General features: G+C 73.0%; 19 protein-coding genes and 1 tRNA gene. 1 reads left to right on the plus strand and 19 read right to left on the minus strand.

Going from position 1 to position 21,994, the window contains the following annotated elements; all coding sequences use genetic code 11:
- Window positions 1-10: 10 nt before the first annotated feature.
- From OIM89_RS02590 to OIM89_RS02605, 4 genes are all read right to left on the minus strand, one after another.
- Window positions 11-277, minus strand: a complete 267-nt coding sequence (locus tag OIM89_RS02590; protein WP_030694884.1) for a DUF4235 domain-containing protein — start codon at window positions 275-277, stop codon at window positions 11-13.
- Complete coding sequence (locus tag OIM89_RS02595; RefSeq protein WP_047468829.1) at window positions 274-609, minus strand: DUF3618 domain-containing protein; 336 nt, start codon at window positions 607-609, stop codon at window positions 274-276. The genes OIM89_RS02590 and OIM89_RS02595 overlap by 4 nt, the downstream gene beginning before the upstream one ends.
- The gene (locus OIM89_RS02600) at window positions 606-1,043 is read right to left on the minus strand and encodes a phage holin family protein (RefSeq protein ID WP_047141178.1); all 438 of its coding nucleotides are present in this window, start codon (window positions 1,041-1,043) and stop codon (window positions 606-608) included. The genes OIM89_RS02595 and OIM89_RS02600 overlap by 4 nt, the downstream gene beginning before the upstream one ends.
- Before the next feature lie 167 nt (window positions 1,044-1,210).
- Window positions 1,211-2,275: a YihY/virulence factor BrkB family protein gene (locus OIM89_RS02605; protein WP_408907848.1), complete on the minus strand. Its 1,065-nt coding sequence runs from the start codon at window positions 2,273-2,275 to the stop codon at window positions 1,211-1,213.
- Between the two features lie 154 nt (window positions 2,276-2,429).
- Between OIM89_RS02605 and OIM89_RS02610 the strand changes: the two genes are divergently transcribed.
- Entirely contained in the window at window positions 2,430-3,038 is a 609-nt protein-coding gene (locus tag OIM89_RS02610) for a DUF6058 family natural product biosynthesis protein (protein WP_030694880.1), read from the plus strand.
- A gap of 54 nt (window positions 3,039-3,092) precedes the next feature.
- Here OIM89_RS02610 and OIM89_RS02615 read toward each other — a convergent pair.
- From OIM89_RS02615 to OIM89_RS02685, 15 genes are all read right to left on the minus strand, one after another.
- Window positions 3,093-3,177 (minus strand) — tRNA-Leu (locus OIM89_RS02615).
- A gap of 196 nt (window positions 3,178-3,373) precedes the next feature.
- Window positions 3,374-4,453, minus strand: coding sequence for a sugar phosphate isomerase/epimerase family protein (locus OIM89_RS02620; protein WP_030694879.1), 1,080 nt, complete (start codon window positions 4,451-4,453; stop codon window positions 3,374-3,376).
- Window positions 4,450-5,880, minus strand: coding sequence for a nucleotide pyrophosphatase/phosphodiesterase family protein (locus tag OIM89_RS02625; protein WP_030694878.1), 1,431 nt, complete (start codon window positions 5,878-5,880; stop codon window positions 4,450-4,452). The genes OIM89_RS02620 and OIM89_RS02625 overlap by 4 nt, the downstream gene beginning before the upstream one ends.
- Window positions 5,877-7,052 (minus strand): metabolite traffic protein EboE, encoded by a 1,176-nt coding sequence (eboE, locus tag OIM89_RS02630; RefSeq protein WP_047468818.1) that lies wholly within the window; start codon window positions 7,050-7,052, stop codon window positions 5,877-5,879. The genes OIM89_RS02625 and eboE overlap by 4 nt, the downstream gene beginning before the upstream one ends.
- Before the next feature lie 4 nt (window positions 7,053-7,056).
- Window positions 7,057-7,929: a TatD family hydrolase gene (locus OIM89_RS02635; protein WP_030694876.1), complete on the minus strand. Its 873-nt coding sequence runs from the start codon at window positions 7,927-7,929 to the stop codon at window positions 7,057-7,059.
- Window positions 7,929-8,606 carry an EboA domain-containing protein gene (locus OIM89_RS02640; RefSeq protein WP_047468815.1) on the minus strand — a complete coding sequence of 226 codons (678 nt, stop codon included), beginning with the start codon at window positions 8,604-8,606 and terminating at the stop codon, window positions 7,929-7,931. The genes OIM89_RS02635 and OIM89_RS02640 overlap by 1 nt, the downstream gene beginning before the upstream one ends.
- Window positions 8,607-8,655: 49 nt before the next feature.
- Window positions 8,656-9,546: a sugar phosphate isomerase/epimerase family protein gene (locus OIM89_RS02645; RefSeq protein ID WP_047468813.1), complete on the minus strand. Its 891-nt coding sequence runs from the start codon at window positions 9,544-9,546 to the stop codon at window positions 8,656-8,658.
- Window positions 9,543-10,499: an SCO3242 family prenyltransferase gene (locus tag OIM89_RS02650; protein WP_047468810.1), complete on the minus strand. Its 957-nt coding sequence runs from the start codon at window positions 10,497-10,499 to the stop codon at window positions 9,543-9,545. Before OIM89_RS02650 ends, OIM89_RS02645 begins: the two co-directional genes overlap by 4 nt.
- Window positions 10,496-11,692, minus strand: a complete 1,197-nt coding sequence (locus OIM89_RS02655) for an inositol-3-phosphate synthase (RefSeq protein WP_030694872.1) — start codon at window positions 11,690-11,692, stop codon at window positions 10,496-10,498. Before OIM89_RS02655 ends, OIM89_RS02650 begins: the two co-directional genes overlap by 4 nt.
- Window positions 11,693-11,982: 290 nt before the next feature.
- A complete protein-coding gene (locus tag OIM89_RS02660; protein WP_030694871.1) occupies window positions 11,983-15,708 on the minus strand; it encodes a ThuA domain-containing protein in 3,726 nt (1,241 codons plus the stop codon).
- A 243-nt stretch (window positions 15,709-15,951) separates the two neighbouring features.
- Window positions 15,952-16,956: a sugar phosphate isomerase/epimerase family protein gene (locus OIM89_RS02665; protein ID WP_264490945.1), complete on the minus strand. Its 1,005-nt coding sequence runs from the start codon at window positions 16,954-16,956 to the stop codon at window positions 15,952-15,954.
- A gap of 1 nt (window position 16,957) precedes the next feature.
- Window positions 16,958-18,190, minus strand: coding sequence for a Gfo/Idh/MocA family protein (locus OIM89_RS02670; protein WP_030694869.1), 1,233 nt, complete (start codon window positions 18,188-18,190; stop codon window positions 16,958-16,960).
- Window positions 18,191-18,299: 109 nt separating this feature from the next.
- Window positions 18,300-19,343, minus strand: coding sequence for a substrate-binding domain-containing protein (locus OIM89_RS02675; protein WP_030694868.1), 1,044 nt, complete (start codon window positions 19,341-19,343; stop codon window positions 18,300-18,302).
- A 63-nt stretch (window positions 19,344-19,406) separates the two neighbouring features.
- Window positions 19,407-20,453 carry an ABC transporter permease gene (locus tag OIM89_RS02680; protein ID WP_030694867.1) on the minus strand — a complete coding sequence of 349 codons (1,047 nt, stop codon included), beginning with the start codon at window positions 20,451-20,453 and terminating at the stop codon, window positions 19,407-19,409.
- Window positions 20,450-21,973, minus strand: a complete 1,524-nt coding sequence (locus OIM89_RS02685; RefSeq protein WP_030694866.1) for a sugar ABC transporter ATP-binding protein — start codon at window positions 21,971-21,973, stop codon at window positions 20,450-20,452. The genes OIM89_RS02680 and OIM89_RS02685 overlap by 4 nt, the downstream gene beginning before the upstream one ends.
- Window positions 21,974-21,994: the final 21 nt, after the last annotated feature.

The following is a 21,994-nucleotide window of genomic DNA, read 5'->3' on the forward strand; positions in this document are numbered from 1 at the left end:
GGCTCGCACGTCAGGCGGGCCAGGAGCCGGTGAGCCGCTTGACGGTGGTGGCGCCGCCACGGTCCACCGCGGCCTTGACGGCCGCGAAGATCGCGCCTTGCAGGGCCGCCGCCAGCACGATCTCCCGCCAGCCGCGCTCCTGGTCGGTGGCGCCGGGCGCCTCGTCGTCGTGGCCGATGACCTTCCACACCTTCCGGAAGACCGCTCCGGCCAACGCGCCGCCGGCCGCGCCCAGCGCCATCCCGAACGGCTTGTAGAGCACCTTGGACGCCTTCATCGACGCCTCCTGCTCCGCGCGACGACGACGCACAGCGCGAGCGCCGCCAGGCCGACGCCGAGCAGCGGCCCCGTCTTGCCGCCCCGGGCGGCCTCGGTCACCTGGTACGCCTTCTCGCGCACCGGCTGTGGGGCACGGTCCAGGGCGTCGGCCGCCCTGGCCTGCGCCTGGGCCTTGAGGCCGGCCGCCTTGGCCTGGGCCTGGGCCCTCACGTCCGCCTTGGCTGCCAGAGCCTCCACGGTCATGCCGAGCTCCTCTCGGGTGCCCTCCACCTGTTCGCGGAGCTCCTCGGGGGTCGGCGTGGAGTCGTCGTTGCCGGCTTGCGGGCTCATCGACGGGTTCCTTCCTTGATCTGGGCCACATCGGCCTTCACGTTGTCCATAGCTTCCTCGGGGACGGGCGGTGCCGCCCGGCCGAATTCCTTCTTGCCGAGTACGGCGAGCAGTCCTGCCAGGGCCCCGAGGAGGAGCGCCACCACGAGGGCGGCGCACCACGGGGGCCACACCAGGGACAGGGCGATGATCGCGGTGGCCACCAGTGCCGCCAGGGCGAGGAAGCCGACGATCCCCGCGGCACCGAAGAGGCCACCGCCGAGCCCTGCGCGTTTGCCCTTCTCGGTCATCTCGGCCCGGGCCAGGCGGAGTTCCTGGCGGGTCAGCTCGGCGATCTGCTCGGACGCCTGCTTCACGAGGTCGCCGACGGACTGCTGGCCGGTCGTGCCTGCCGGGCCGTCAGGAGACGGGGGCCTGCCGGAGAGGGTGCTCATCCTCGCTCCTTCCTGCGGTGGTGGTCGGGTCAGGTGAAAGATGGCGGACAGGCCGCCCGGCCGCCACTCGGCGTCCGGCGCGGCGTCCCGGCCGCCTACCCCGACGGGCGCCCGGGATGTACTCCGTACGGGTACGGCTCCCGGGGCGGGGGCGGACGGCAGGCGCCTCAGCCGCTCTCGGCCTCGCGGTGGTCCTCCTCGGACCAGGACCGGGTGTCGCGCGGCTCGACGTACGGCTCCTCGTCCACCGGATGGCCGCCGACCACGGCCCGCTCCCGTGCCAGCTCGGCGTCGAACTCCAGGCCGAGGAGGATGGCGATGTTGCTGATCCACAGCCAGACGAGGAAGATGACGACACCCGCCAGCGTTCCGTACGTCTTGTTGTAGGAACCGAAGTTGGCCACGTAGACGGCGAACCCGGCCGAGGCGAGCAGCCAGATCACCAGCGCCAGGAAGCTGCCCGGCGAGACCCAGCGGAAGCCCTTGGTCTTGGCATTGGGGGCGGCCCAGAACAGCAGCGCGATCATCATGATCACCAGGAGCAGCAGGACGGGCCACTTGGCGATCGACCACACGGTCAGCGCGGTGTCGCCCACCCCCAGCACGGACCCCGCACGCCGCGCCAGGTCACCGGTGAAGACGACGATCAGCGCGCTCACGCCCGCCATGACCACCAGGGCCACGGTGATCCCGATCCGTACCGGGAGGACCTTCCACACCGGACGCCCCTCCGGCATGTCGTAGACCGCGTTGGAGGAGCGGATGAAGGCGCCCACGTACCCGGAGGCCGACCACAGCGCGGCGAGCAGACCGACGACGGCGAGCAGCGAGCCCAGCCCTCCCGCGCCCTGCAACTGCTCCACGGCGCTGGTGACGACGTCCCGCGCCGGTCCCGGCGTCATCTTCTTGATGGCGTCGAGCACCCGCCGGGTCGCCGACTCCCCCGCTATCCCGAGCAGCGACACCAGCACCAGCAGCCCCGGGAAGAGCGCGAGCACGCCGTAGTACGTCAGGGCCGCCGCCCGGTCGGCCAGCTCGTCGTCCTGGAACTCCGCCGCCGTCCGCCGCGACACCGCCTTCCACGACTTCTTCCGCAGGTCGGTGGGCTGCTCGGGTGCCTCCCGCTCGACCTCGGGCGCGGGCCCCGGCGCCGCGGAGCCGTCGCCCCCGTGCTCCGCCCGCAGGCCCGGCGGTGACGTGTCGTCCTTCGTTCCATCCCTGTTCGGTGCCATACCCGTAGGCGTAACCCGTATCGGCCGTGCCGAACGTCCCGCCTGGCGGCCGGCGCGGCCTCGGTTCGGTGAGCGGCGAAACGTCCGGTCGATAGCGTGCGGGAACCCGTGCGGCACAGGCCCGCACGGCACGCACACCCCGGAGGATCACCCGATGTCGGACACGGAGCTGAGGCAGCGGCTCGCCGCGCGTTTTCGCGAGGTCAACGGCGACCACCCCATGAGCGCGGCCGACGACGCCTACGTCAGTGAGCAGTTCGCCGAGCTGGAGGCCGTCTGCGTGGGGAGGGGCGGTGGTGACGCGGCCCGCCGTCTGATGCTGGAGGGGCTGCTGCCGCTGCCGGGCTACCTGCGCTCCGACGGTGCGGAGATGGTGCCGCGCGACCTGTTCTCCCTCGCCGACGAGGCGGGTGGCGTGGACGGGCTGGAGGCGTGGTTCACCGGGCACTGGGCCGACCCCGCCGAGGGGAAGGCGGAGTGGGCGGCGTACCTGAGCGGACAGTACGTCTGCCTGCACGCGGTGAGCCCGGCCACGATCCGGCGCAAGGACCGGCTGACGGCGGCGATCGCCGCCGCCGCGGACGCACCGGGCGATCCACGGGGGCCGTGGGCGGAGCGGCTGCACGCGCTGGTCGACGAGTTGGACCGGCTGGAACCGGCATTCTGCGCCTACGACCGTCTCCGGTTCGGCGGCCCCACCTCACGCGACCTCTTCGTCGACGCGATCCGCGCCCGCTTTCCGCGCCCGGGAGCGGCGGCCTGAGGCGGCCGCCGGAAACGTGGAGAACCCCGCACAGCGTGCGGGGTTCTCCGTGAGTGTCCGAGGGGGGACTTGAACCCCCACGCCCGATAAAGGGCACTAGCACCTCAAGCTAGCGCGTCTGCCATTCCGCCACCCGGACAAGGTGTCTGCCGTTGCGGGGTGTTTCCCGCGCTGACAGAGAAAACTCTACCAGGGGTTTGGGGTGCTGTTCACCTGCATAGCGGGTGGTCAGGGGCGGGGCGGCACGGAGCGTGAGCGGGGGCGTGCACAGGGTGCCGGGAGGGTGCGGAAAGGGCCCCCACGGCCTCTTCCGGCACCCTCCCGGCAGGGGTGGGTCAGCGCTTCCTCTTGCGGAGGGAGTGCAGGTGGGCGCTGGAGCGGCGGGCGAAGCGGAGGGAGTCGGTGGGGTTGTCGTGCTCGGTCTGCCAGTGGTGGGCGTGGCGGTGGCCGCGCAGGCCCGTGACGGTGGAGATGAAGTGCTGGTAGTCGATGTCGCCGTCACCGACGTCGGTCATGCGGTAGCCGTCGGTGGTCGTCTCGTCGTGCTCGCCGTCCTTGACGTGGAAGAGCGGGTAGCGGTGGGGCTGCTTGAGGACGTACGCGAGCGGGTCGAGCGGGTCCGGGGTGCCGTCGGCGCGCTTCGAGAAGCGGAACTGGGCGCAGTAGGCCCAGTAGATGTCCATCTCCAGGTGGACCAGGTCCGGGTCGGTCTCGGCGAGCAGGACGTCGTAGAGGCGGACGTCGGGCCGGTCGGAGGCGAAGGAGAACTCCTCGGCGTGGTTGTGCTGGTAGAACTTCATGCCGCGCTTCTTCGCCTCGGCGCCGTAGTGGTTGAACTCCTCGGCGCAGCGCTTCCAGCCGTCGACGGTGTCGCCGTAGCGCCAGGGGCCGGAGGCGGTGCCGATGTGCGGCAGGCCCAGTTCGGCGGCCTCGTCGAGGACCTTGTCGAGGTTCTGGGCGAAGCTGTAGGCGTCGGGGTTGTTGTCGTCGTAGTAGTTGACGTGGCTGCCGATGGGCTTCAGGCCGTGGTCGCGGGCGAGGCGCTTGAGTTCGCGCAGGGTGAGGGGGCCGGCTTCCCCCTGGGTGTAGCCGGCGAACTCGATCTCGTCGTAGCCGTAGAGGGCGAGTTCCTTGAAGACGGTGGCGAAGCCGAGGGTGGCGACCTTGTCGCGGAGGCTGTAGAGCTGGATGCCGAGGCGGCCGGGGGGCAGCACGGGGTCGCCCTTGCCGGGCTTGCCCTCGCCCTGGGTGGCCAGGTCGGTGCCGGCGGCGAGGGCCGGGGAGGCGGAGGCCGCGGCGGCGAGCAGGGCGGCGGCGCCGGTGCCGGCCGCGACGCCGAGCATGGTGCGGCGGCTGAGGCGGCTGCTCAGCTCGGGGTCGGTCACGTCGCGGAGGTGGCGGGGTGTGCGGCTCATGAACGGTCCTCCCGGGAAGGGGCGGTGTCGGGTGCGGGGGTGGTGGTGAGACCGGCGAGGCGCAGCAGGAGCGCCTTGACGTCGGTGGCCGCCACGGGGCCTTCGGTGGCTCCGGGGCGGGAGCTGAGGAGGAGCGGCCCGTCAGCCTCGTCGGCGGGCAGGCGGCCGTGGCTGCCGCGGATGGGCGAGGCGTCGAGCGGGACGACGGCCATCCGGTAGCGCATGCCGAGCTTCTTGCGGGCGACGGCGGCTCCCGCGCGAAGCTTCACGTAGGGGTCGTTCGGGTCCATGAAGAGCTCGACGGGGTCGTAGCCCGGTTTGCGGTGGATCTCGACCAGCTGGGCGAAGTCGGGGGCGCGGGCGTCGTCGAGCCAGTAGTAGTACGTGAACCAGGCGTCCGGTGCGGCGACGGCGACGAACTCTCCGGAGCGTGGGTGGTCCAGGCCCTGCTCCTTCTTGCCCTCCTCGTCCAGCAGGCTCTCGACTCCGGGCACGTCGGCGAGGAGGGCGCGGACGGTGTCGAGGTCCTCGGGGCGCTTGACGTAGACGTGGGCGAGCTGGTGGTCGGCGACGGCGAAGGCGCGGGAGGCCATCGTGTCGAGGTACTCCATGCCGTCCTGGGTGTGGACCTCCAGCAGCCCCGCCTCGCGCAGCACCCGGTTGAGGTGGACGGGGCGGCTGACGGAGGTGATGCCGTACTCGGAGAGGACGACGACGGTGCGGCCGGCCGCCTCGGCCTGGTCCAGCAGCGGGCCGACGGCCTCGTCCAGTTCGCGGGCGGCGGCGTGCGAGCGGGGGTCGTCGGGGCCGAACCGCTGGAGGTCGTAGTCGAGGTGGGGCAGGTAGGCGAGGGTGAGGTCGGGGTCGCGGGTGGCCATGACGTGGCGGGTGGCGTCGATGATCCACTGGGAGGAGACGAGGTCGGCGCCGGGGCCCCAGAAGTGGAAGAGGGGGAAGGTGCCGAGTTTCTCGGTGAGTTCGTCGTGGAGCTCGGGCGGCCGGGTGTAGCAGTCGGGTTCCTTGCGGCCGTCGGCGTAGTAGACGGGGCGCGGGGTGACGGTCCAGTCGGTGTCGGCGCCCATCGCGTACCACCAGCAGATGTTGGCGACGGTGTAGCCGGGGTGGGCGCGGCGGGCGGCGTCCCAGAGGCGGTCGCCGCTGACCAGGCCGTTGTGCTGGCGCCACAGGAGGACGTCGCCGAGTTCGCGGAAGTACCAGCCGTTGCCGACGATGCCGTGGTCGGCGGGGAGGGTGCCGGTGAGGAAGGTCGACTGGGCCGAGCAGGTGACGGCGGGCAGGACGGTGCCGAGCGGGGAGCGGCTGCCGCGGGCGCCGAGGGCGGCGAGGCGCGGCATGTGCTCCAGCAGGCGCGGGGTGAGGCCGACGACGTCGAGGACGAGGAGCGGCTGGGGTCGGTCGGCGGTCACGGCAGCTCCTTGAGGCCCAGGTCGATGAGGAGGTCGCGGGCGAGGGTGAGTTCGGCGGCGATGCCCTCGGTGAGGCGGGCGCGGGCCTTGGGGCGCAGCGCGGGCGGCAGGGCCTGCCAGGTGTACGTCTCGACCTCCAGGTGGTGGGTGCGCGGAGTGGGGCCGCCGACGAGGCCGGCGAGGGTCTCGCGGAGCACCGGGAGGGTGGAGGTGAGGGGTGGTTCGGGGTCGGCGTGGAGCGGGATGTGGAAGTGGGAGCGCCACGGTCCGGTGTCGGGGAGGCCGCCGGTGAGGGCCTCGTCGAGGTCGTCGGTGCCGCGCAGTCCGGCCGGGGTGGCGGTGCGGGTCTGGTGGAGGAAGCGGGGTTCGTCGAAGGCGGCGAGGGCTTCGCGGACCTCGGCCCGGTGGGGTTCCTCGGCGTGCAGGGCGGCGGAGAGCTGGGCCTTGACGATGCGGACGCCGCCCGCCTCCAGGGTGCCGAGCGCGCGGGCGGGGTTCTCGAAGGAGGTGGCGAGGTGGCAGGTGTCGAGGCAGACGCCGACGCGGTGGGCGGTGGTGTCGCCGAGCGGGGCGAGGGCGGCGACGGCGTCGGCGGTGGTCTCGACGGTGCAGCCCGGTTCGGGTTCCAGGCCGATGCGGATGGAACGTCCGGTGAGGTCGGCGAGGGCGTCGAGCCGTTCGGCGAGGGTGGTGAGGGCGCCCAGCGCGGTGCGGTGGCGGCCGCTGTCGTAGTCGGTGCGCCAGGCGAAGGGCAGGGTGGAGACGGAGCCCTCGGTGACGTCGTCGGGGAGCAGGGAGGCGAGGAGGCGGGCGAGGTCGGTGGTGTGGGTGAGGCGGGTGCGTTCGGTCCAGTCGGGCCGGTAGACGCGGTACTTGACCTCGGCCTCGCCGAACCCCTCGTAGGGGAAGCCGTTGAGGGTGACCACTTCGAGGCCGCGCCGGTCGAGGTCGCCGCGGAGGGTACGCAGGGCGGCGGGGTCGGCGACGAGGGCGGAGGCGGCGTCGCGGGCGAGCCACAGCCCGATGCCCAGGCGGTCGCGGCCCAGGCGTCTGCGGATGGGCTCGCAGTGGTCGCGGAGCTGGGCGCGGACCCCGTCCAGGGTTTCGGCGGGGTGGACGTTGGTGCAGTAGGCGAGGTGGACGGTGGAGCCGTCGGGGTGGCGGAAGCGCATCGGCTCACTCCCCCGCCGTGCGGGGCGCGCCCCGCTGGATGCTGTTGCCCTCGTGCTCGGCGGGGCCGGTGGGGGCGGGCACGGTCAGGTCGCCGAGGCGGCCGCTGAGGCCGTAGAAGGCGACGGGGTTGCGCCAGAGCACCTGGTCGACGGCGTCCTCGTCGAAACCGGCGGCGAGCAGGGCGTCGCCGACGGCGCGGGTCTTCAGCGGGTCGCTCTTGCCCCAGTCGGCGGCGGAGTTGACCAGGACCTTCTCGGGGCCGTACTCGGTGAGGACGGCGACCATGCGCTCCTCGTCCATCTTGGTGTCGGGGTAGATGGAGAAGCCGAGCCAGGCGCCGGAGTCCTTGGCCTCCTTGACGGTGGTCTCGTTGAGGTGGTCGATGAGGACGCGTTCCACGTCGAGCGCGGACTCGCGGACCACGTCGAGGGTGCGGCGCAGTCCGCTGAGCTTGTCCCGGTGCGGGGTGTGGACCATGGCGGGCAGGCCGTGGTCGGCGGCGAGCTGGAGCTGCGCGGTGAGGGCGGCGTCCTCGGCCGGGGTCATGGAGTCGTAGCCGATCTCCCCGACGGCGACCACGTTGTCCTTGAGGAGGTAGCGCGGCAGGAGGTCGAGGACCGGGGTGCAGCGCGGGTCGTTGGCCTCCTTGGGGTTGAGGGCGAGGGTGCAGCGGTGGGCGATGCCGTACTGGGCGGCGCGGAAGGGCTCCCAGCCGAGCAGCGCGTCGAAGTAGTCGCGGAAGCTCTCCGGCGAGGTGCGGGGCTGGCCGAGCCAGAAGGCGGGTTCGACGAGGGCGCGCACTCCGGCGTCGTACATGGCCTGGTAGTCGTCGGTGGTGCGGGAGGTCATGTGGATGTGGGGGTCGAAGATGCGCATCAGTTCTCCTTGGCGCCGCCGCCGGCGGGCGGGGTCGTGGTACGGCCGGGGGGCGCGGCCTGGGTGAGGGCCCGGGCGGCGGTGAGGTCCGCGGGGACGGCGCGGCCGGCGGCGGCGCGTTCGGCGGCGAAGTCGGCCAGCATCCGGTCGAGTTCGGCGTCGCCGGCGGCGCGTTCGGCGAGCCGGGCGACGGCGGTCAGCGGGACGCCGGTGAACAGGCACTTGAGGACGGCGTGCCGCCAGGCGTGCGCGTCCAGGTGGCGGGCGGCGTACGGGCCGACGGCGGCGGCGACGATGCCGGTGTCGTTGGCGCGCAGGGCGTCCTCGACCAGGCCGACGGCGTCGGGGCCTTCCACGGCGAGGGCCAGCGCGTCGAGCACGGCGCGGCGTTCGGCGCCGCTGCCCTCCTGGTAGAGGCGGGTGAGCGTGGCGGTGCCGGCGCCCGCCGCGTGGAGCAGCAGGACGCGGGCGGTGTCGGCGTGGTCGGCGCCGACCCGGCGTCCGGCCTCGGCGAAGCGGCGCTCCCAGGCGGGCAGGGGCCCGGTGCCGGGGTCCTCGGCGGCCTCGGTGAGAGCGGTGTCGAGCCAGGCGCGGGCGCCGGCGTCGAGCTGTCCGGCGAGGGTGCGGCGGATCGCGGCCGGGTCGGGCTGCGGCGGGGCGGAGGCGGGGTGGTTCATACGGGGTCCTCCTGTCGCGACGTGGTGCGGGTGGGGGGTGCGGGCCGCCTCATGCGGGTCCGGCCGGGGTGAGGGCGGCGCCGGCCGCGCGGGCGGCGCGCCGCAGGAAGGGCAGGGCGTGGGCGGCCTGGGTGGGCCCGGCGTGCGAGTGGCGGGGCAGCTCGACGACGGTGAGCCCCTGGTAGCCGGTGGCCGCCAGGGCGGCGAGGACCGGGGGGAAGTCGATCTCGCCCTCGCCGAACGGCAGATGCTCGTGGACACCACGCCGCATGTCCTCGATCTGGACGTGCCGCAGCCAGGGTGCGGCCTCGCGCACGCAGGCGGCGGGCGGCTCGGGCTCCAGGCACTGGCAGTGACCGATGTCCAGGGTCAGGCCGAGTTCGCCGGGGTCGCCCAGCAGGGCGCGCAGGCGGTGGAAGTCGGCGAGGGTGGCGACCAGGTGGCCGGGTTCGGGCTCCAGGGCGAGGGGGACGCCGGTGGCCCGGGACGCCTCCAGGACCGGGGCGAGGGCGTCGGGCAGCGCGGCCCACGCCTCCTGCGTGGTGACGCCGGGCGGCGGGGCCCCGGTGAAGCAGTGCAGGGCGTGCGCGCCGAGGTCGGCGGCGACCTGGGCGGCGGTGGCGAGCAGGCCGGTGCGCCGCGCCCGCCGGTCCGGGTCGGGGTCGAGCAGGCCCGGGCCGTGCTTCTCGCGCGGGTCCAGGACGTACCGGGCGCCGGTCTCGACGGTCACCGCGAGGCCCAGTTCCGCCAGGCGTCCGGCGATGCGGGCGGTGCGGGCGGCGAGGTGGGGGGCGAGCGGGTCGTGGTGCATGTGGTCGAGGGTCAGTCCCACGCCGTCGTAGCCGAGGTCGGCGAGGAGGGCGAGGGCGTCGTCGAGGCGGAGGTCGGTGAGGCCGTTGGTGCCGTAGCCGAGGCGGAGCGGGGCGGGGGCGGCGGTCATGTGGCGCTCACCTTCTTCCCGGCGAGGCGGGCGAGTGGCACCAGCGCGAGGGTGGCGAGCGCCCCGCCGAGGGCTCCGGCGCGGGCGGACAGGGCCGCCTGGAGGGGGATCATGGCGCGGATGCCGCCGCCGACGGCGCGCTGGGTGAGCGGCGGCGAGGGGTTGAGCGCGGCGTGCAGGTAGGGCACGGCGGCCGTGGTGCCGTACAGGGCGGCGAGGCCGACGCGGGCGGCGGTCCGCGCGGCACGGGGACCCGGCGGACCGGGGGCGGCTGCTTCCCGCCGGTCCGCCGGGAGTCGGGTGGGCGCGCCGCGCCGGAGCCCGGCCACGGTGGCGGCGGTGGCCGCGGTGGTGGCGAGGGCGCCGAGCGGGGCGCGGGTGGAGCCGCCGCGGGTCTCGTGGCGTGACACCGATGTCACGGCGTAGGTGTGCGCGCCGAGCAGGGCGGCGGCGGGCAGCGCGGTGCGGGCCGCGGCGCCGGTGCGGGCGGTGGCGGTGGCGCCGAGGAGCACGTCGAGGGTGCGGGCGGCTGCCATCCCGGCCGGGCCCGCCGGCGTACCGGCCAGTTTCAGGTCGTAGAGCCAGACGGTGCCGGCCAGGGCGGAGGCGGTGGCGAGGGCGGGGCGTCCGGCGGCGGCGGCGAGGCCGAGCCCGGCGGCGGTCAGCCCGGCGGCCGCGGTGAGGGCGGCGGTCGGGCTGATCCGGCCGGAGGGCAGCGGACGGTGCGGGCGTTCGGCGCGGTCCTCCTCGCGGTCGGCCCAGTCGTTGAGGGCCATCCCCGCCTCGTAGAGGCAGAGCGAGGAGCCGGCGGCGAGCAGGGTGCGGCGGCCGGGGCGCGTCCCGGAGGCGGCGGCTCCGGCGAGGGCGTCGCCGGGGACGCTGAACGCCGCCGAGACGCGCAGGAGTTCGGCCCAGGCGGCCAGGCGCCCGCCCGGGGTGCGGGGGCGGGTCACGCGGCGGCCCCCAGGCGGCGGGCGAAGCCCAGGAGGAGCTGGTGCTGCTCGGCGAGGCCGGCCGGGGTGGGGGGCGACTCGCCGTCCGGGGCCCGGAGGGCGTCGGGGTCCTTGAAGTAGAAGGCGAGTTCGCCGAGGGGGCCGCTGATCCCGGCCTCGTGGGCGCGGGCGAGGAGCCGGGCCAGGTCGAGGACGAGAGGCGCGGCGAGGGCGGAGTCGCACCCCTGCCAGATGGTCTGGAGGACCATGCGGGTGCCGAGGAAGCCGTCGAAGGCGATGTGGTCCCAGGCGGTCTTCCAGTCGCCGAGGGCCGGCACGTCGTCGATGTGCACCTCGCCCTCGGGGACGGTGGGCAGGGTGTCGGCGAGGACGCGTTCCTTGCCGGCGTTCTTGGCCGCGGCGGCCGCCGGGTCGGCCAGGGCCGCGCCGTCACCGCCGCCGAGCAGGTTGGAGCCGGACCAGGCGCGCACCGCGAGGGCCCGGTCGCGGAACATCGGTCCGAGCACCGAGCGCAGCAGCGTCTGCCCGGTCTTGCCGTCCCGCCCGGCGTACGGCAGCCCCGAGGCGCGCGCCTGCTCGGCGAGGTCCGGGTGGTGGATGCCGGTGGAGGGCGTGAAGTTGGCGTACGGGCAGCCGGCGCGCAGGGCGGCGGCGGCGTAGAGGGAGCTGGCGGGGAGGGTTCCGGCGGCGGGGGCGGGCTCCGTGGAGGCGACGTTGATCACGACGACGCGGGCGAGGCCGTGCTCCTCGCGGAAGGCGGTGAGGTCGGCGGCGAAGGCGTCGACCAGTTCCTCGGTGGAGCGGGGGTCTCCGGACTGCGGGCCGCCGGGGCGGATGGCGCGGTCGGCGGCCTCCAGTTCGGCGCGGACGGCGGTGGGCAGCCCGTGCGGCAGGACGCCGCCCTCGGCCAGTGCCTCGGCGCGCTTGGGCAGCGGGCAGTCGGCGGTGTCGTGGCCGCCGAAGACCAGGGAGGAGAGCGGGGCGAGGCCCGCTCCGGCGAAGGGCCGGGTCTCGGTGACGAGCCCGGTCGGCGGATGGAGCCCGGCGACCGTGGCGGCGCAGCCGGCGACGGCGGTGGTGGCGACGGAGCCTCTGGCGCCGATCAGCCAGACGCCGGTGCGGGGTCCGGCGGGCGTCTGCCCGGGGTCGTGGGCGGGAGCGGGGGTGTGAGTGGGGAACGACTCGGTGGACACAGGCAGCCTCCTGTTACCAGCGAACAGCAGTGATCCGATGGGGCGGTGGTGCGTGGGGGCCGGGACTCGGCGGTCGTCCGCCGCCGGGCCGGCCGGGGCCTTCACGAGGCCGGGGGTGAGCATCCGGAACGGGAAGCGGAACCGGTGGGGGGCGGGGTCCCGTGGCGGGACCGGGCCCGGGCCGGGGGACGGGCGGCGGGTGGGCCGCCCGTCCCCGGAGGGGTGAGTGGTGGGTGCCGGAGAGGGGTGAGACGGCGGGCGGAGGTCCGGCGTCCGCCGCCCGCCGTCGCTCAGTCGCCCTGGGCGGGCAGTTCCTTCAGCTGGATGTCGCGGAAGGACACGTGGTCGTCGTCCCCGTGGTTCTGGAGGCCGATGTACCCGTCGGTCAGGGAGCGGGCCGGGTCCTCGTTGGTGAAGTCGTTGATCTCGACTCCGTTGAGGAAGACCTGGAGGCGTTCGCCCTGGACCTTGATCTCGTAGCTGTTCCACTCCCCCGGCGGCTTGAGGGCCTTGTCGCGGGCCTCGATGTCGGCGGACTGGAAGGTGTAGACGGCGCCGGTGGTGCGGTCGGGTTCGTCGGTGGCGTCGATCTGCACCTCGTAGCCGTTGTTCACGGCCGACCAGGGGTCGTCGGAGGCCGGGAAGCCCACGAAGACACCGGAGTTGTCGTCGCCCTCCATCTTCCAGTCGAGCGTGAGGGAGTAGGAGGACAGCTCCTTGGCCTCGTACCAGAGCAGGCCCATGCCGCCGGTGGTCTTCAGTTCACCGTTGTCGATGGTGAACTCGCCGGGGCCCGCCTGCTTCCAGCCGTCGAGGGTCTTTCCGTCGAAGATCGGCTCGTAGCCGTCCTCCTCCTCGCCGCCGCCCTTCGGGGAGCAGTCGGCGTCGGCCAGGCCGGTGGCGTACTTCAGGCCGCCGGCCAGGTGGGTGCGGAAGTCGGCCTCCGCGAAGGACTCGACGGTGTGGCCGCCGCCGGTGTAGAAGGAGCGGCCGCCCTCGTAGGTCTGGCACCAGGCGATCGGGTGGTCGCCGTCCATGGTGCCGCCCTCGTAGCTGGACTCGTCCAGGGTGGCAAGGACGCGGGCCTGCTCACGGGGGTTGGTGCGGTAGTTGTACCACTCGTCGGTGCGCTCCCAGGTCTCGCCGAGGTGCGCGGTGGCCGGGTGGTCGTGGTCCTCGACCTCGACGGTGGCTTCCTGGATGTGCGGGTGGGAGTCGAAGTAGGCGCCGACCAGGCCGCCGTAGAACTCCCACTCGTACTCGGTGTCGGCGGCCGCGTGGACGCCGACGTAGCCGCCGCCTCCCGCGACGTACTCCTCGAACGCCTTCTGCTGGTCGCCGTCGAGGACGTCGCCGGTGGTGGAGAGGAAGGTGACGGCGTCGTACTCGGCGAGCTTCTCCGGGGTGAACTGGCCGGCGTCCTCGGTGGCGTCGACCGCGATGCCGTTCTCCGCGCCGATCTCCTTCAGGGCCTCGATACCGGCCGGGATGGAGTCGTGGCGGAAGCCGGCGGTCTTGGAGAAGACCAGGAGCTTCTTGTCGGCGGCGGCCGGGGCGGCCCCGTCGATGACGAAGTCGTCCACGTCGTAGAGGGCACCGTCGCCCTCGCCCTTGAAGACGAGGAAGAGTTCGGTGGTGTCCGGGCCGATGTCGGTCAGCTCGGTCTCGACGTCCTCGAAGGTCTCCCAGCCGCCGGTGACCGGGACGGTCGCGGTGCCGTGCAGGGTGCCGGTGGGCGATCCGCTGCGGACCTCCAGGGTGCCGCCGCTGCCGCCGGAGGAGATGCGGGCGGTGAACTTGTCGGCGCCGGTGAGGTTGTACGGCTTGAAGGAGATCCAGTCGCCGTCGTGGATGTCCCCGACGGTCTTGCCGCCGTTGGCGGAGGGCTTGTTCTGCGGGGCCACACCCTCGGAGTCGCCGTAGTGCTCGGCCTGCCGGTGGCGGGGCTGGAGCTGGATCTGGTCGGAGCCGGTCAGTTCGGGCTGGCCGTTCGCCCCGGTGTCGGTGTAGGAGGCGTCGATGACGCCGAAGATGTTGGCGTTGGGGTCGTGCTCACCGTCGGCGGGGACGTTGAGGGTGCCCTCGCAGCCTTCTGCCGAGGTGATCGGGTGGCCGTGGTTGTCGTGGCCGAGGATGTAGCGGACGGTGACCTTGGAGCAGTCGATCTCCTCGTCCTCGGGGTCGGTCACCTCGACCTTGAAGGAGATGGTGTCACCGAACTTGAAGAGCGTGCCGTCCTTCGGCTGCTGGAGGGTGACGGTCGGCGCGGTGTTGCCGACGGTCACCTGGACCGAGGCCGTGCCCTTGAGGCCGGACGGGTCGGTGGCGGTCAGCGTCGCCGAGTAGACCCCGTTCTCCTCGAAGGTGTGGGTGGGGTTCTCCTCGTCGCTGGTGGCTCCGTCGCCGAAGTCCCAGCTGTAGGTGAGCGGGTCGCCGTCGGCGTCCGTGGTGCCCTCGGAGGAGAAGGTGACCTCCAGCGGGCTCTGGCCCGAGGTCTTGTCGGCCTTGGCGACCGCGACCGGTGCGTAGCCGTCGGTGGCGTTCTCGATGCGGTAGACGGCCGAGTTGGCGTCGCCGCCGAAGTAGCCGGTGCCGTAGTCGAGGACGTACAGGGCGCCGTCCGGGCCGAACTCCATGTCCATGACCTGGGTGCCGGACCACGGGAAGTCGTTGATGGCCTCGACGGTGCCGTCCTCGCCCTGCTCGATCCGCTTGATCCACTGGCGGCCGAACTCTCCGGCGAAGAAGTTCCCGTCGAACTCCTCGGGGAACTTCACCGCCGAGTCGAGAGAGGCGTCGTAGCGGTAGACCGGGCCGCCCATCGGCGACTCCGAGCCGTTGCCGAACTCCGGGACGCTGTCGCCGTCGTACGGAATCCAGGCGGCCTGGGCCGGCGGCAGGTCGGTGAGGCCGGTGTTGTGCCGCGAGGTGTTCTTCGGCGCGGCGCAGTCGAAGGGCTCGCCGGACTCCTTGGTCTCGAAGTCGTAGTCGTTGAACGGCTCGTTGTCGCCGGTGCAGTACGGCCAGCCGAAGTTGCCGGCCTCGGTGACGCGGGCGAACTCGACCTGTCCGGCCGGACCGCGGTCCGGGTCGGCGGAGCCGGCGTCGGGACCGTAGTCGCCGACGTAGACGATGCCGGTGGCCTGGTCGACGCTCATCCGGAACGGGTTGCGGAAGCCCATCGCGTAGATCTCGGGACGGGTCTTCTCGGTGCCGGGGGCGAAGAGGTTGCCCTCGGGGATGTCGTACGAGCCGTCGTCCTTGACCTTGATGCGGAGGATCTTGCCGCGCAGGTCGTTGGTGTTGCCGGAGCTGCGGCGGGCGTCGAAGGCCGGGTTGCGGTTCTCGCGCTCGTCGATGGGGGTGAAGCCGTCGGAGGCGAAGGGGTTGGTGTCGTCGCCGGTCGACAGGTAGAGGTTGCCGTCCGCGTCGAAGGCGATGTCGCCGCCGACGTGGCAGCACATGCCGCGCGAGGCGGGGATGTCGAGGATCTTCTGCTCGCTGGCCTTGTCGAGCGTGCCGTCCTCGGCCAGGACGAACCGGGAGAGGCGGTTGACGCCGTCGTAGGGCTCGAAGTCGGCGGCGGTGCCGTTCTCGGGGGCGTCGCCGGACGGGGTGTCGAGCTTGGGCGCGTAGTACAGGTAGATGAAACGGTTCTCCTCGAAGCCGGGATCGATCCCGACCCCCTGGAGCCCCTCCTCGTCGTGGCTGTACACGTCGAGGGTGCCGGCCACCTTGGTGGTGCCGCCCGCGTCGGTCAGGCGCAGGTCGCCCTCGCGGGCGGTGTGCAGGACACCGCCGTCGGGCAGGACGGCCATGGTCATCGGCTCGCCGGTCTCCTCCACGCCCTTGGCGAGGGTGACCTGCTGGAAGGTGGGGGCGGCGGCGGGCTTGTCGAGGGCCTCCGGGTCGGCGGCGCTCGCGGGGAGCGCGGCCAGGCCCAGTGAGGCGCTGGTGAGAAGGGCGCCGGTGAGGAGCGCCACCGCCTGGCGGAGTCTTGGACGTTTCCTGTGCACGGAGTTCCTCCGGGAAGACGTCGTGCGGGTGGGGGTGCTGCCGGGGTGCGCCGTCACCCCGGAGAGCCGTACTGGTCTCGCTCTGGACCGTAGCGACCTTTGTTCCCGCCCGAAACCCCTTGCACAGCAGGGAACTTGAACTTTCTCCCAGCAGAGGACAAAGGGGGGTGCGGGCAGCCCTGACCGGCCCGTCGGCGGTGGCCGCCGGGCCGGTCAGGGGCCGTCACGCTCAGCGGGCCCTGGTCAGTCGCGGCCGCCGAAGGCCGCGTCGAAGGAGGCCTGGGGCGGGTCCCAGTCGAGCTTGCGCAGGGCGGCCAGCGCCTCGGGGGCGCCGGTCAGCCGGTCCATCCCGGCGTCCTCCCACTCCACCGAGACGGGTCCTTCGTAGCCGATCGAGCGGAGCATCCGGAAGACGTCCTCCCAGGGCACGTCGCCGTGGCCGGCCGAGACGAAGTCCCAGCCGCGCCGCGGGTCGCCCCACGGCAGGTGGGAGCCGAGCCGCCCGTTGCGCCCGTCGAGGCGCTTGCGGGCCTCCTTGCAGTCCACGTGGTAGATCCGGTCCTTGAAGTCCCACAGGAAGCCGACCGGGTCGAGGTCCTGCCACACGAAGTGGCTCGGGTCGAAGTTGAGCCCGAAGGCGGGCCGGTGGCCGACCGCCTCCAGCGCCCGGTGGGTGGTCCAGTAGTCGTACGCGATCTCGCCCGGATGGACCTCGTGGGCGAACCGGACGCCCTCGGCGTCGAAGACGTCCAGGACCGGGTTCCAGCGGTCGGCGAAGTCCTGGTAGCCGCGGTCGATCATGCCGTCGGGGACCGGCGGGAACATCGCCACCAGGTGCCAGATGGCCGAGCCGGTGAAGCCGATGACGGTGTCGACGCCGAAGGCGGCCGCGGCCCGCGCGGTGTCCTTGATCTCGGCGGCGGCCCGCTGCCGGACCCCTTCGGGCTCGCCGTCGCCCCAGATGCGGGCGGGCAGGATGTTCTGGTGCCGCTCGTCGATGATGGCGTCGCAGACCGCCTGGCCGACCAGGTGGTAGGAGATGGCCCGGCACTTCAGCCCGTACTTGTCGAGCAGCTGGTGGCGCCCGGCGACGTACGCCGGGTCGGCCAGCGCCTTGTCGACCTCGAAGTGGTCGCCCCAGCAGGCAAGTTCCAGTCCGTCGTACCCGAAGTCGCGGGCCAGGCGGCAGACCTCCTCCAGGGGGAGGTCGGCCCACTGCCCGGTGAAGAGGGTGAATTCGCGCGGCATGTCAGGACGCCTCCAGGTCCGGTACAGGGGTGTAGACGGCGTTCTTGGCGGCACTCTCCTCCACGGCGGCCAGCACCCGCTGGACGCGGAGCCCGTCGGCGAACGAGGGGGCGGGGCTCGTGCCCGCCGCGACCGCGTGCACCAGGTCGCGGGCCTGGTGGACGAAGGTGTGGTCGTAGCCGAGGCCGTGGCCCGGCGGCCACCAGCCCTCCAGGTACGGGTGCTCCGGCTCGGTCACCAGGATGCGGCGGAAGCCGCTGGTGACCGCGGGCTCGGTCTCGTCGTGGAAGGAGAGCTCGTTGAGCCGCTCCAGGTCGAAGGCGAGCGAGCCGCGTTCGCCGTTCAGCTCGACCTGGAGGGAGTTCTTGCGGCCGGTGGCGTACCGGGTGGCCTCGAAGGTGCCGAGCGCCCCCGAGGTGAACCGGGCGGTGAAGACCGCCGCGTCGTCCACGGTGACGGGCCCGGTCTCGGCGGAGCCGGTGCCGCTCAGCCCCGAGGAGGCCCCGGCGAGCAGCGGCCGCTCCTTGACGAAGGTCTCGGTGAGCGCCGAGACCCCGGCGACCGCCTCGCCGGTGAGGTACTGCGCGAGGTCGACGGCGTGCGCGCCGAGGTCGCCGAGCGCGCCCGAGCCCGCGCTCTCCTTGCGCAGCCGCCAGGTCAGCGGGGAGGCCGGGTCGACCAGCCAGTCCTGGAGGTAGCGGACCCGCACGTGGCGCAGCCTGCCCAGGCGCCCCTCGGCCACCAGCGAACGGGCGTAGGCGGCGGCCGGGACGCGCCGGTAGTTGAAGCCGACCATGGCGACCTGGCCGCGCTCCTCGGCCCGGCCGGCCGCGGCCACCATCGCCTCGGCCTCCTCGACGGTGTTGGCGAGCGGCTTCTCGCACAGCACGTGCTTGCCCGCCTCCAGGGCGGCGATCGCGATCTCGGCGTGGCTGTCACCCGGGGTGCAGATGTCGACCAGCTGGACGTCCTCGCGGGCGATCAGGGCCCGCCAGTCGGTCTCGGCCGCGTCCCAGCCGAGCCTGGCCGCGGCCGTGCGCACCGCCTCGGGGTCGCGGCCGCAGACCGCGGCCAGATGCGGCTGGAGCGGCAGGTCGAAGACGCGTCCGGCGGTCCGCCACCCGTGGGAGTGGGCGGCGCCCATGAACGCGTAACCGACCATGCCCACACCGAGACGCGGGGTCCCGGGCGGGGCCGGGCGGCCGCCGGCCGCCTCCTGCTCCGTCTCTCGCATGCAGTCTTCCTCCTCCTGGGAATGGGGCGGCCCCGGGCCCCCGCGGCGCGCGCCGCGGGGGCCTTCGGTAAGAGCGAGGGGGCCGTCCTGGGTACGCGGTGCTCTCGGCCTACTTGAAGCCGGTCGGCAGGTATTCCTTGACGTTGTCCTTGGTGACGACGGCCGAGTAGAGCGTCAGCGAGGTGGGGATCTCGTGCTCGGCGAGGCCGCTGACGCCCTTGCCCTGGCCCAGCGCGCGGGCCAGGTCGATGGCGGAGGCCGCCATGGTCGGCGGGTAGAGCACGGTCGCCTTCAGGACGCTGTCGTCGGCCTGGATGGCCTCCATCGCGGAGAGCGCCCCGGCGCCGCCGACCATCACGAAGTCGTCGCGGCCGGCCTGGTCGATGGCGCGCAGCGCGCCGACGCCCTGGTCGTCGTCGTGGTTCCACATGGCGTCGAAGCTCTTCTGCGCCTGGAGGATCTGGGCCATCTTGGCCTGGCCGGTCTCCACGGTGAACTCGGCCTGCTGGCGGGCGACCTTCTTGATGTTCGGGTAGTTCTTCAGGGCGTCGTCGAAGCCCTGGGTGCGCTGCTTGGTCAGCTCCAGGTTGTCGGGGCCGGACAACTCGACGACCTTGGCGTTCTTCTTGTCCTTGAGGAGTTCGCCGATGTAGTGGCCGGCGTTGAGCCCCATGCCGTAGTTGTCGCCGCCGACCCAGCAGCGGTACGCCTGCGGGTTGGCGAAGACCCGGTCGAGGTTGACGACGGGTATCCCGGCGCGCATCGCCTTCAGCCCGGCCTGGGTCATCGCCTTGCCGTCGGCGGGCAGGATGACCAGGACGTCGACCTTCTTGTTGATCAGTGTGTCGATCTGGCCGATCTGGGCGGCGGTGTCGTTGGAGCCCTCGGTGATGTCGAGGGTGACGTCGGAGTACTTCTTGGCGCGCTCGCGGGCGTTGACGTTGATGGCGTTGAGCCAGCCGTGGTCGGCCTGGGGGCCGGCGAAGCCGATGGTGACCTTCTTGCCGGGCTTGTCGTCGGCGGCGGCCGCCTGGTTGTCGGTGGAGCCCGAGGACTCCTTCGGCTCGTTGCTGGTGCAGGCGGTGAGGAAGGCGCCGGCGCCGAGGGCGGCGGTACCGAGGAGCAGTCCTCTGCGGCTGGGGATCTCTGGCATGGTGGTGGCCCTTTCGGGATGCGGCTCGTGGGCGGTGCTCGGCTGGGGGGGGAGAGCGGTGCGCTAGGTGGTGTGCTGGGCTGAGCGGCGCTGGACCAGGACGGCGACGACGATGATGGCGCCCTTGGCGATCTGCTGGACGTCGCTCTGGAGGTTGTTGAGCGCGAAGATGTTGGTGATCGTGGTGAAGATCAGGACGCCGAGGACGGAGCCGACGATGGTGCCGCGTCCGCCGGTGAGCAGGGTGCCGCCGATGATCGCCGCGGCGATGGCGTCGAGTTCGTAGAGGTTGCCGTTGGTGTTCTGACCGGAGCCGGAGAGGACCACCAGCAGGAAGGCGGCGATGCCGCAGCACAGGCCGGAGAGCAGGTAGAGGTAGAGGCGCTGGCGGCGGACGTCGATCCCGGCGAGCCGGGCGGCCTCCGCGTTGCCGCCGACCGCGACGGTGCGGCGGCCGAAGGTGGTGCGGTTGAGCACCAGCCAGCCGACGACGGTGACCAGGGCGAAGACCATCACCAGCGGCGGGATGCCCAGGACGTAGGAGCTGCGGGAACCGAGGTCGAGCACCGACTCGACGGTGACGATCTGGGTGTTGCCGTCGGTGATCAGCAGGGCGAGACCGCGCGCCGAGACCATCATGGCGAGCGTCGCGATGAACGGCACCATCTGGCCGTACGCGATGAGCACGCCGTTGACCAGGCCGCAGCCGAGGCCGACCAGGACGGCGGTGAAGAGGATGCCGGTGAAGCCGAAGTCCTGGGTGGCGACGGTGGTCGCCCAGACCGAGGCGAGGGCGACGATGGCGCCCACCGAGAGGTCGATGCCGCCGGACATGATCACGAAGGTCATGCCGACGGTGACCACGCCGATCACCGAGGACTGGACCAGCACCAGCTGGAGGTTGGTGGTGGCGAGGAACTCGTCGGGGCGGGTGAGGCCGCCGACGAGGATCAGGGCGGCGAGTACCCCGAGCAGCGCGAGGGTGCGCAGGTCCGGGCGGAAGAACCGCGTTCCGCCCGGGGCGGCGGGGCCGGGGTCGTCCTTGCCGAGTTCGAGCGGCGGGCCGGCACCGGGCCCGCCCAGCTGATCCGAGGGGGCAGGCTGCGTCATGTCGTCGGGGTCCCTTCCATCACTAGATCCAGTACGCGGTGTTCGTCGAGTTCCGTCGCGGGCGCCTCGTGGACGACCCGCCCCTCGCGGAGCACCAGGACACGGTCGGCGAGGCCCAGCACTTCGGGGACCTCGCTGGAGACGAGGAGGACGGCGAGGCCGTCGTCGGCGAGCCGGCGGATCACCGCGTACAGCTCGGCGCGGGCGCCCACGTCGACGCCTCGGGTCGGTTCATCCAGCAGCAGCACCCGGCAGCCGCGCAGCAGCCAGCGGGCGAGGACCGCCTTCTGCTGGTTGCCGCCGGAGAGGGTGCGGACCGGGGTCTCGGGGTTGTCGGGGCGCAGCGACAGTTCGCGGGTGGCGGCACGGGCGTCGGCGCGTTCGCGGCCCCGGTCGACCCAGCCGCCCCGGGAGAAGCGGGAGAGCGTGGAGACCGAGACGTTGCGGGTGACCGACTCCAGCATCAGCAGGCCCTGCGCCTTGCGCTCCTCGGGGGCGAGGCCCACGCCGGCCCGGACGGCGGCGCGCACGCTGCCGGTGCGCAGCCACTTCCCGTCGACGGCGACACGGCCGGTGGCGGGTTTGCGGGCGCCGTAGACGGTCTCCAGGATCTCGGAGCGGCCGGAGCCGACCAGTCCGGCGAGGCCGACGATCTCGCCGGGCCGCACCTGGAGGTCGAGCGGCTCGAACTCGCCTTCCCTGGAGAGGTTCTCGACCGTCAGCACCGGTGCCGTCTTTGCCGGGGCGGGCTGTTCGGGCCGGGGCGGGAAGACGTACTCGACGGTGCGGCCCGTCATGAGGGAAACGATGTCACGGGTGGGGGTGTCGTCCGCCGAGAGCGACTGGGCGACGGCCCGGCCGTCCTTGAGGACGGTGACGCGGTCGCCGATCTGGCGGATCTCCTCCAGGCGGTGGGAGATGTAGACGATGGCGACACCCTCGGCGGTGAGCGAGGCGACGATCCTGAAGAGGTTGGCGACCTCGTCCGGGTCGAGGGCGGCGGACGGCTCGTCCATCACGATGAGGCGGACGTCGTGGGAGAGGGCGCGGGCCATCGAGACGATCTGCTGGTGGGCGGCGGAGAGGTCGCCGACGAGGGTGCCGGCGTCGATCTCCGGGTGGCCCAGGCGGCGCAGCAGGGCGGCCGCACGCCGGCGGGCTTCGCCGCCCCTGACGACGAAGCCGGCGCTGGTCGGCTCGTGCCCGAGGTAGACGTTCTCGGCGACGCTGAGCCCCTCCACCAGGTCGAGTTCCTGGTAGATGGTGGCGATGCCGAGGCGCATCGCGGCGATGGGCGACTTGAGGGTGACCGGCTCGCCCTGCCAGGTGATGGTGCCCTCGTCGGGCTGGTGGGCTCCGGCGAGCACCTTGATGAGTGTGGACTTCCCGGCGCCGTTCTGGCCGAGGAGGCAGTGGACCTCACCGGCGGCGACCTCCAGGTCCACCCCGTCGAGGGCGCGGACGCCCGGGAAGGACTTGGCGATGCCGGACATGGTGAGCAGGGGTGGTTCTGGTGCCATGGCGGTTCCCCTCGGCGGATG

The sequence above is a fragment of the Streptomyces sp. BI87 genome (assembly GCF_025957665.1).
Lineage (GTDB): Bacteria > Actinomycetota > Actinomycetes > Streptomycetales > Streptomycetaceae > Streptomyces > Streptomyces albidoflavus.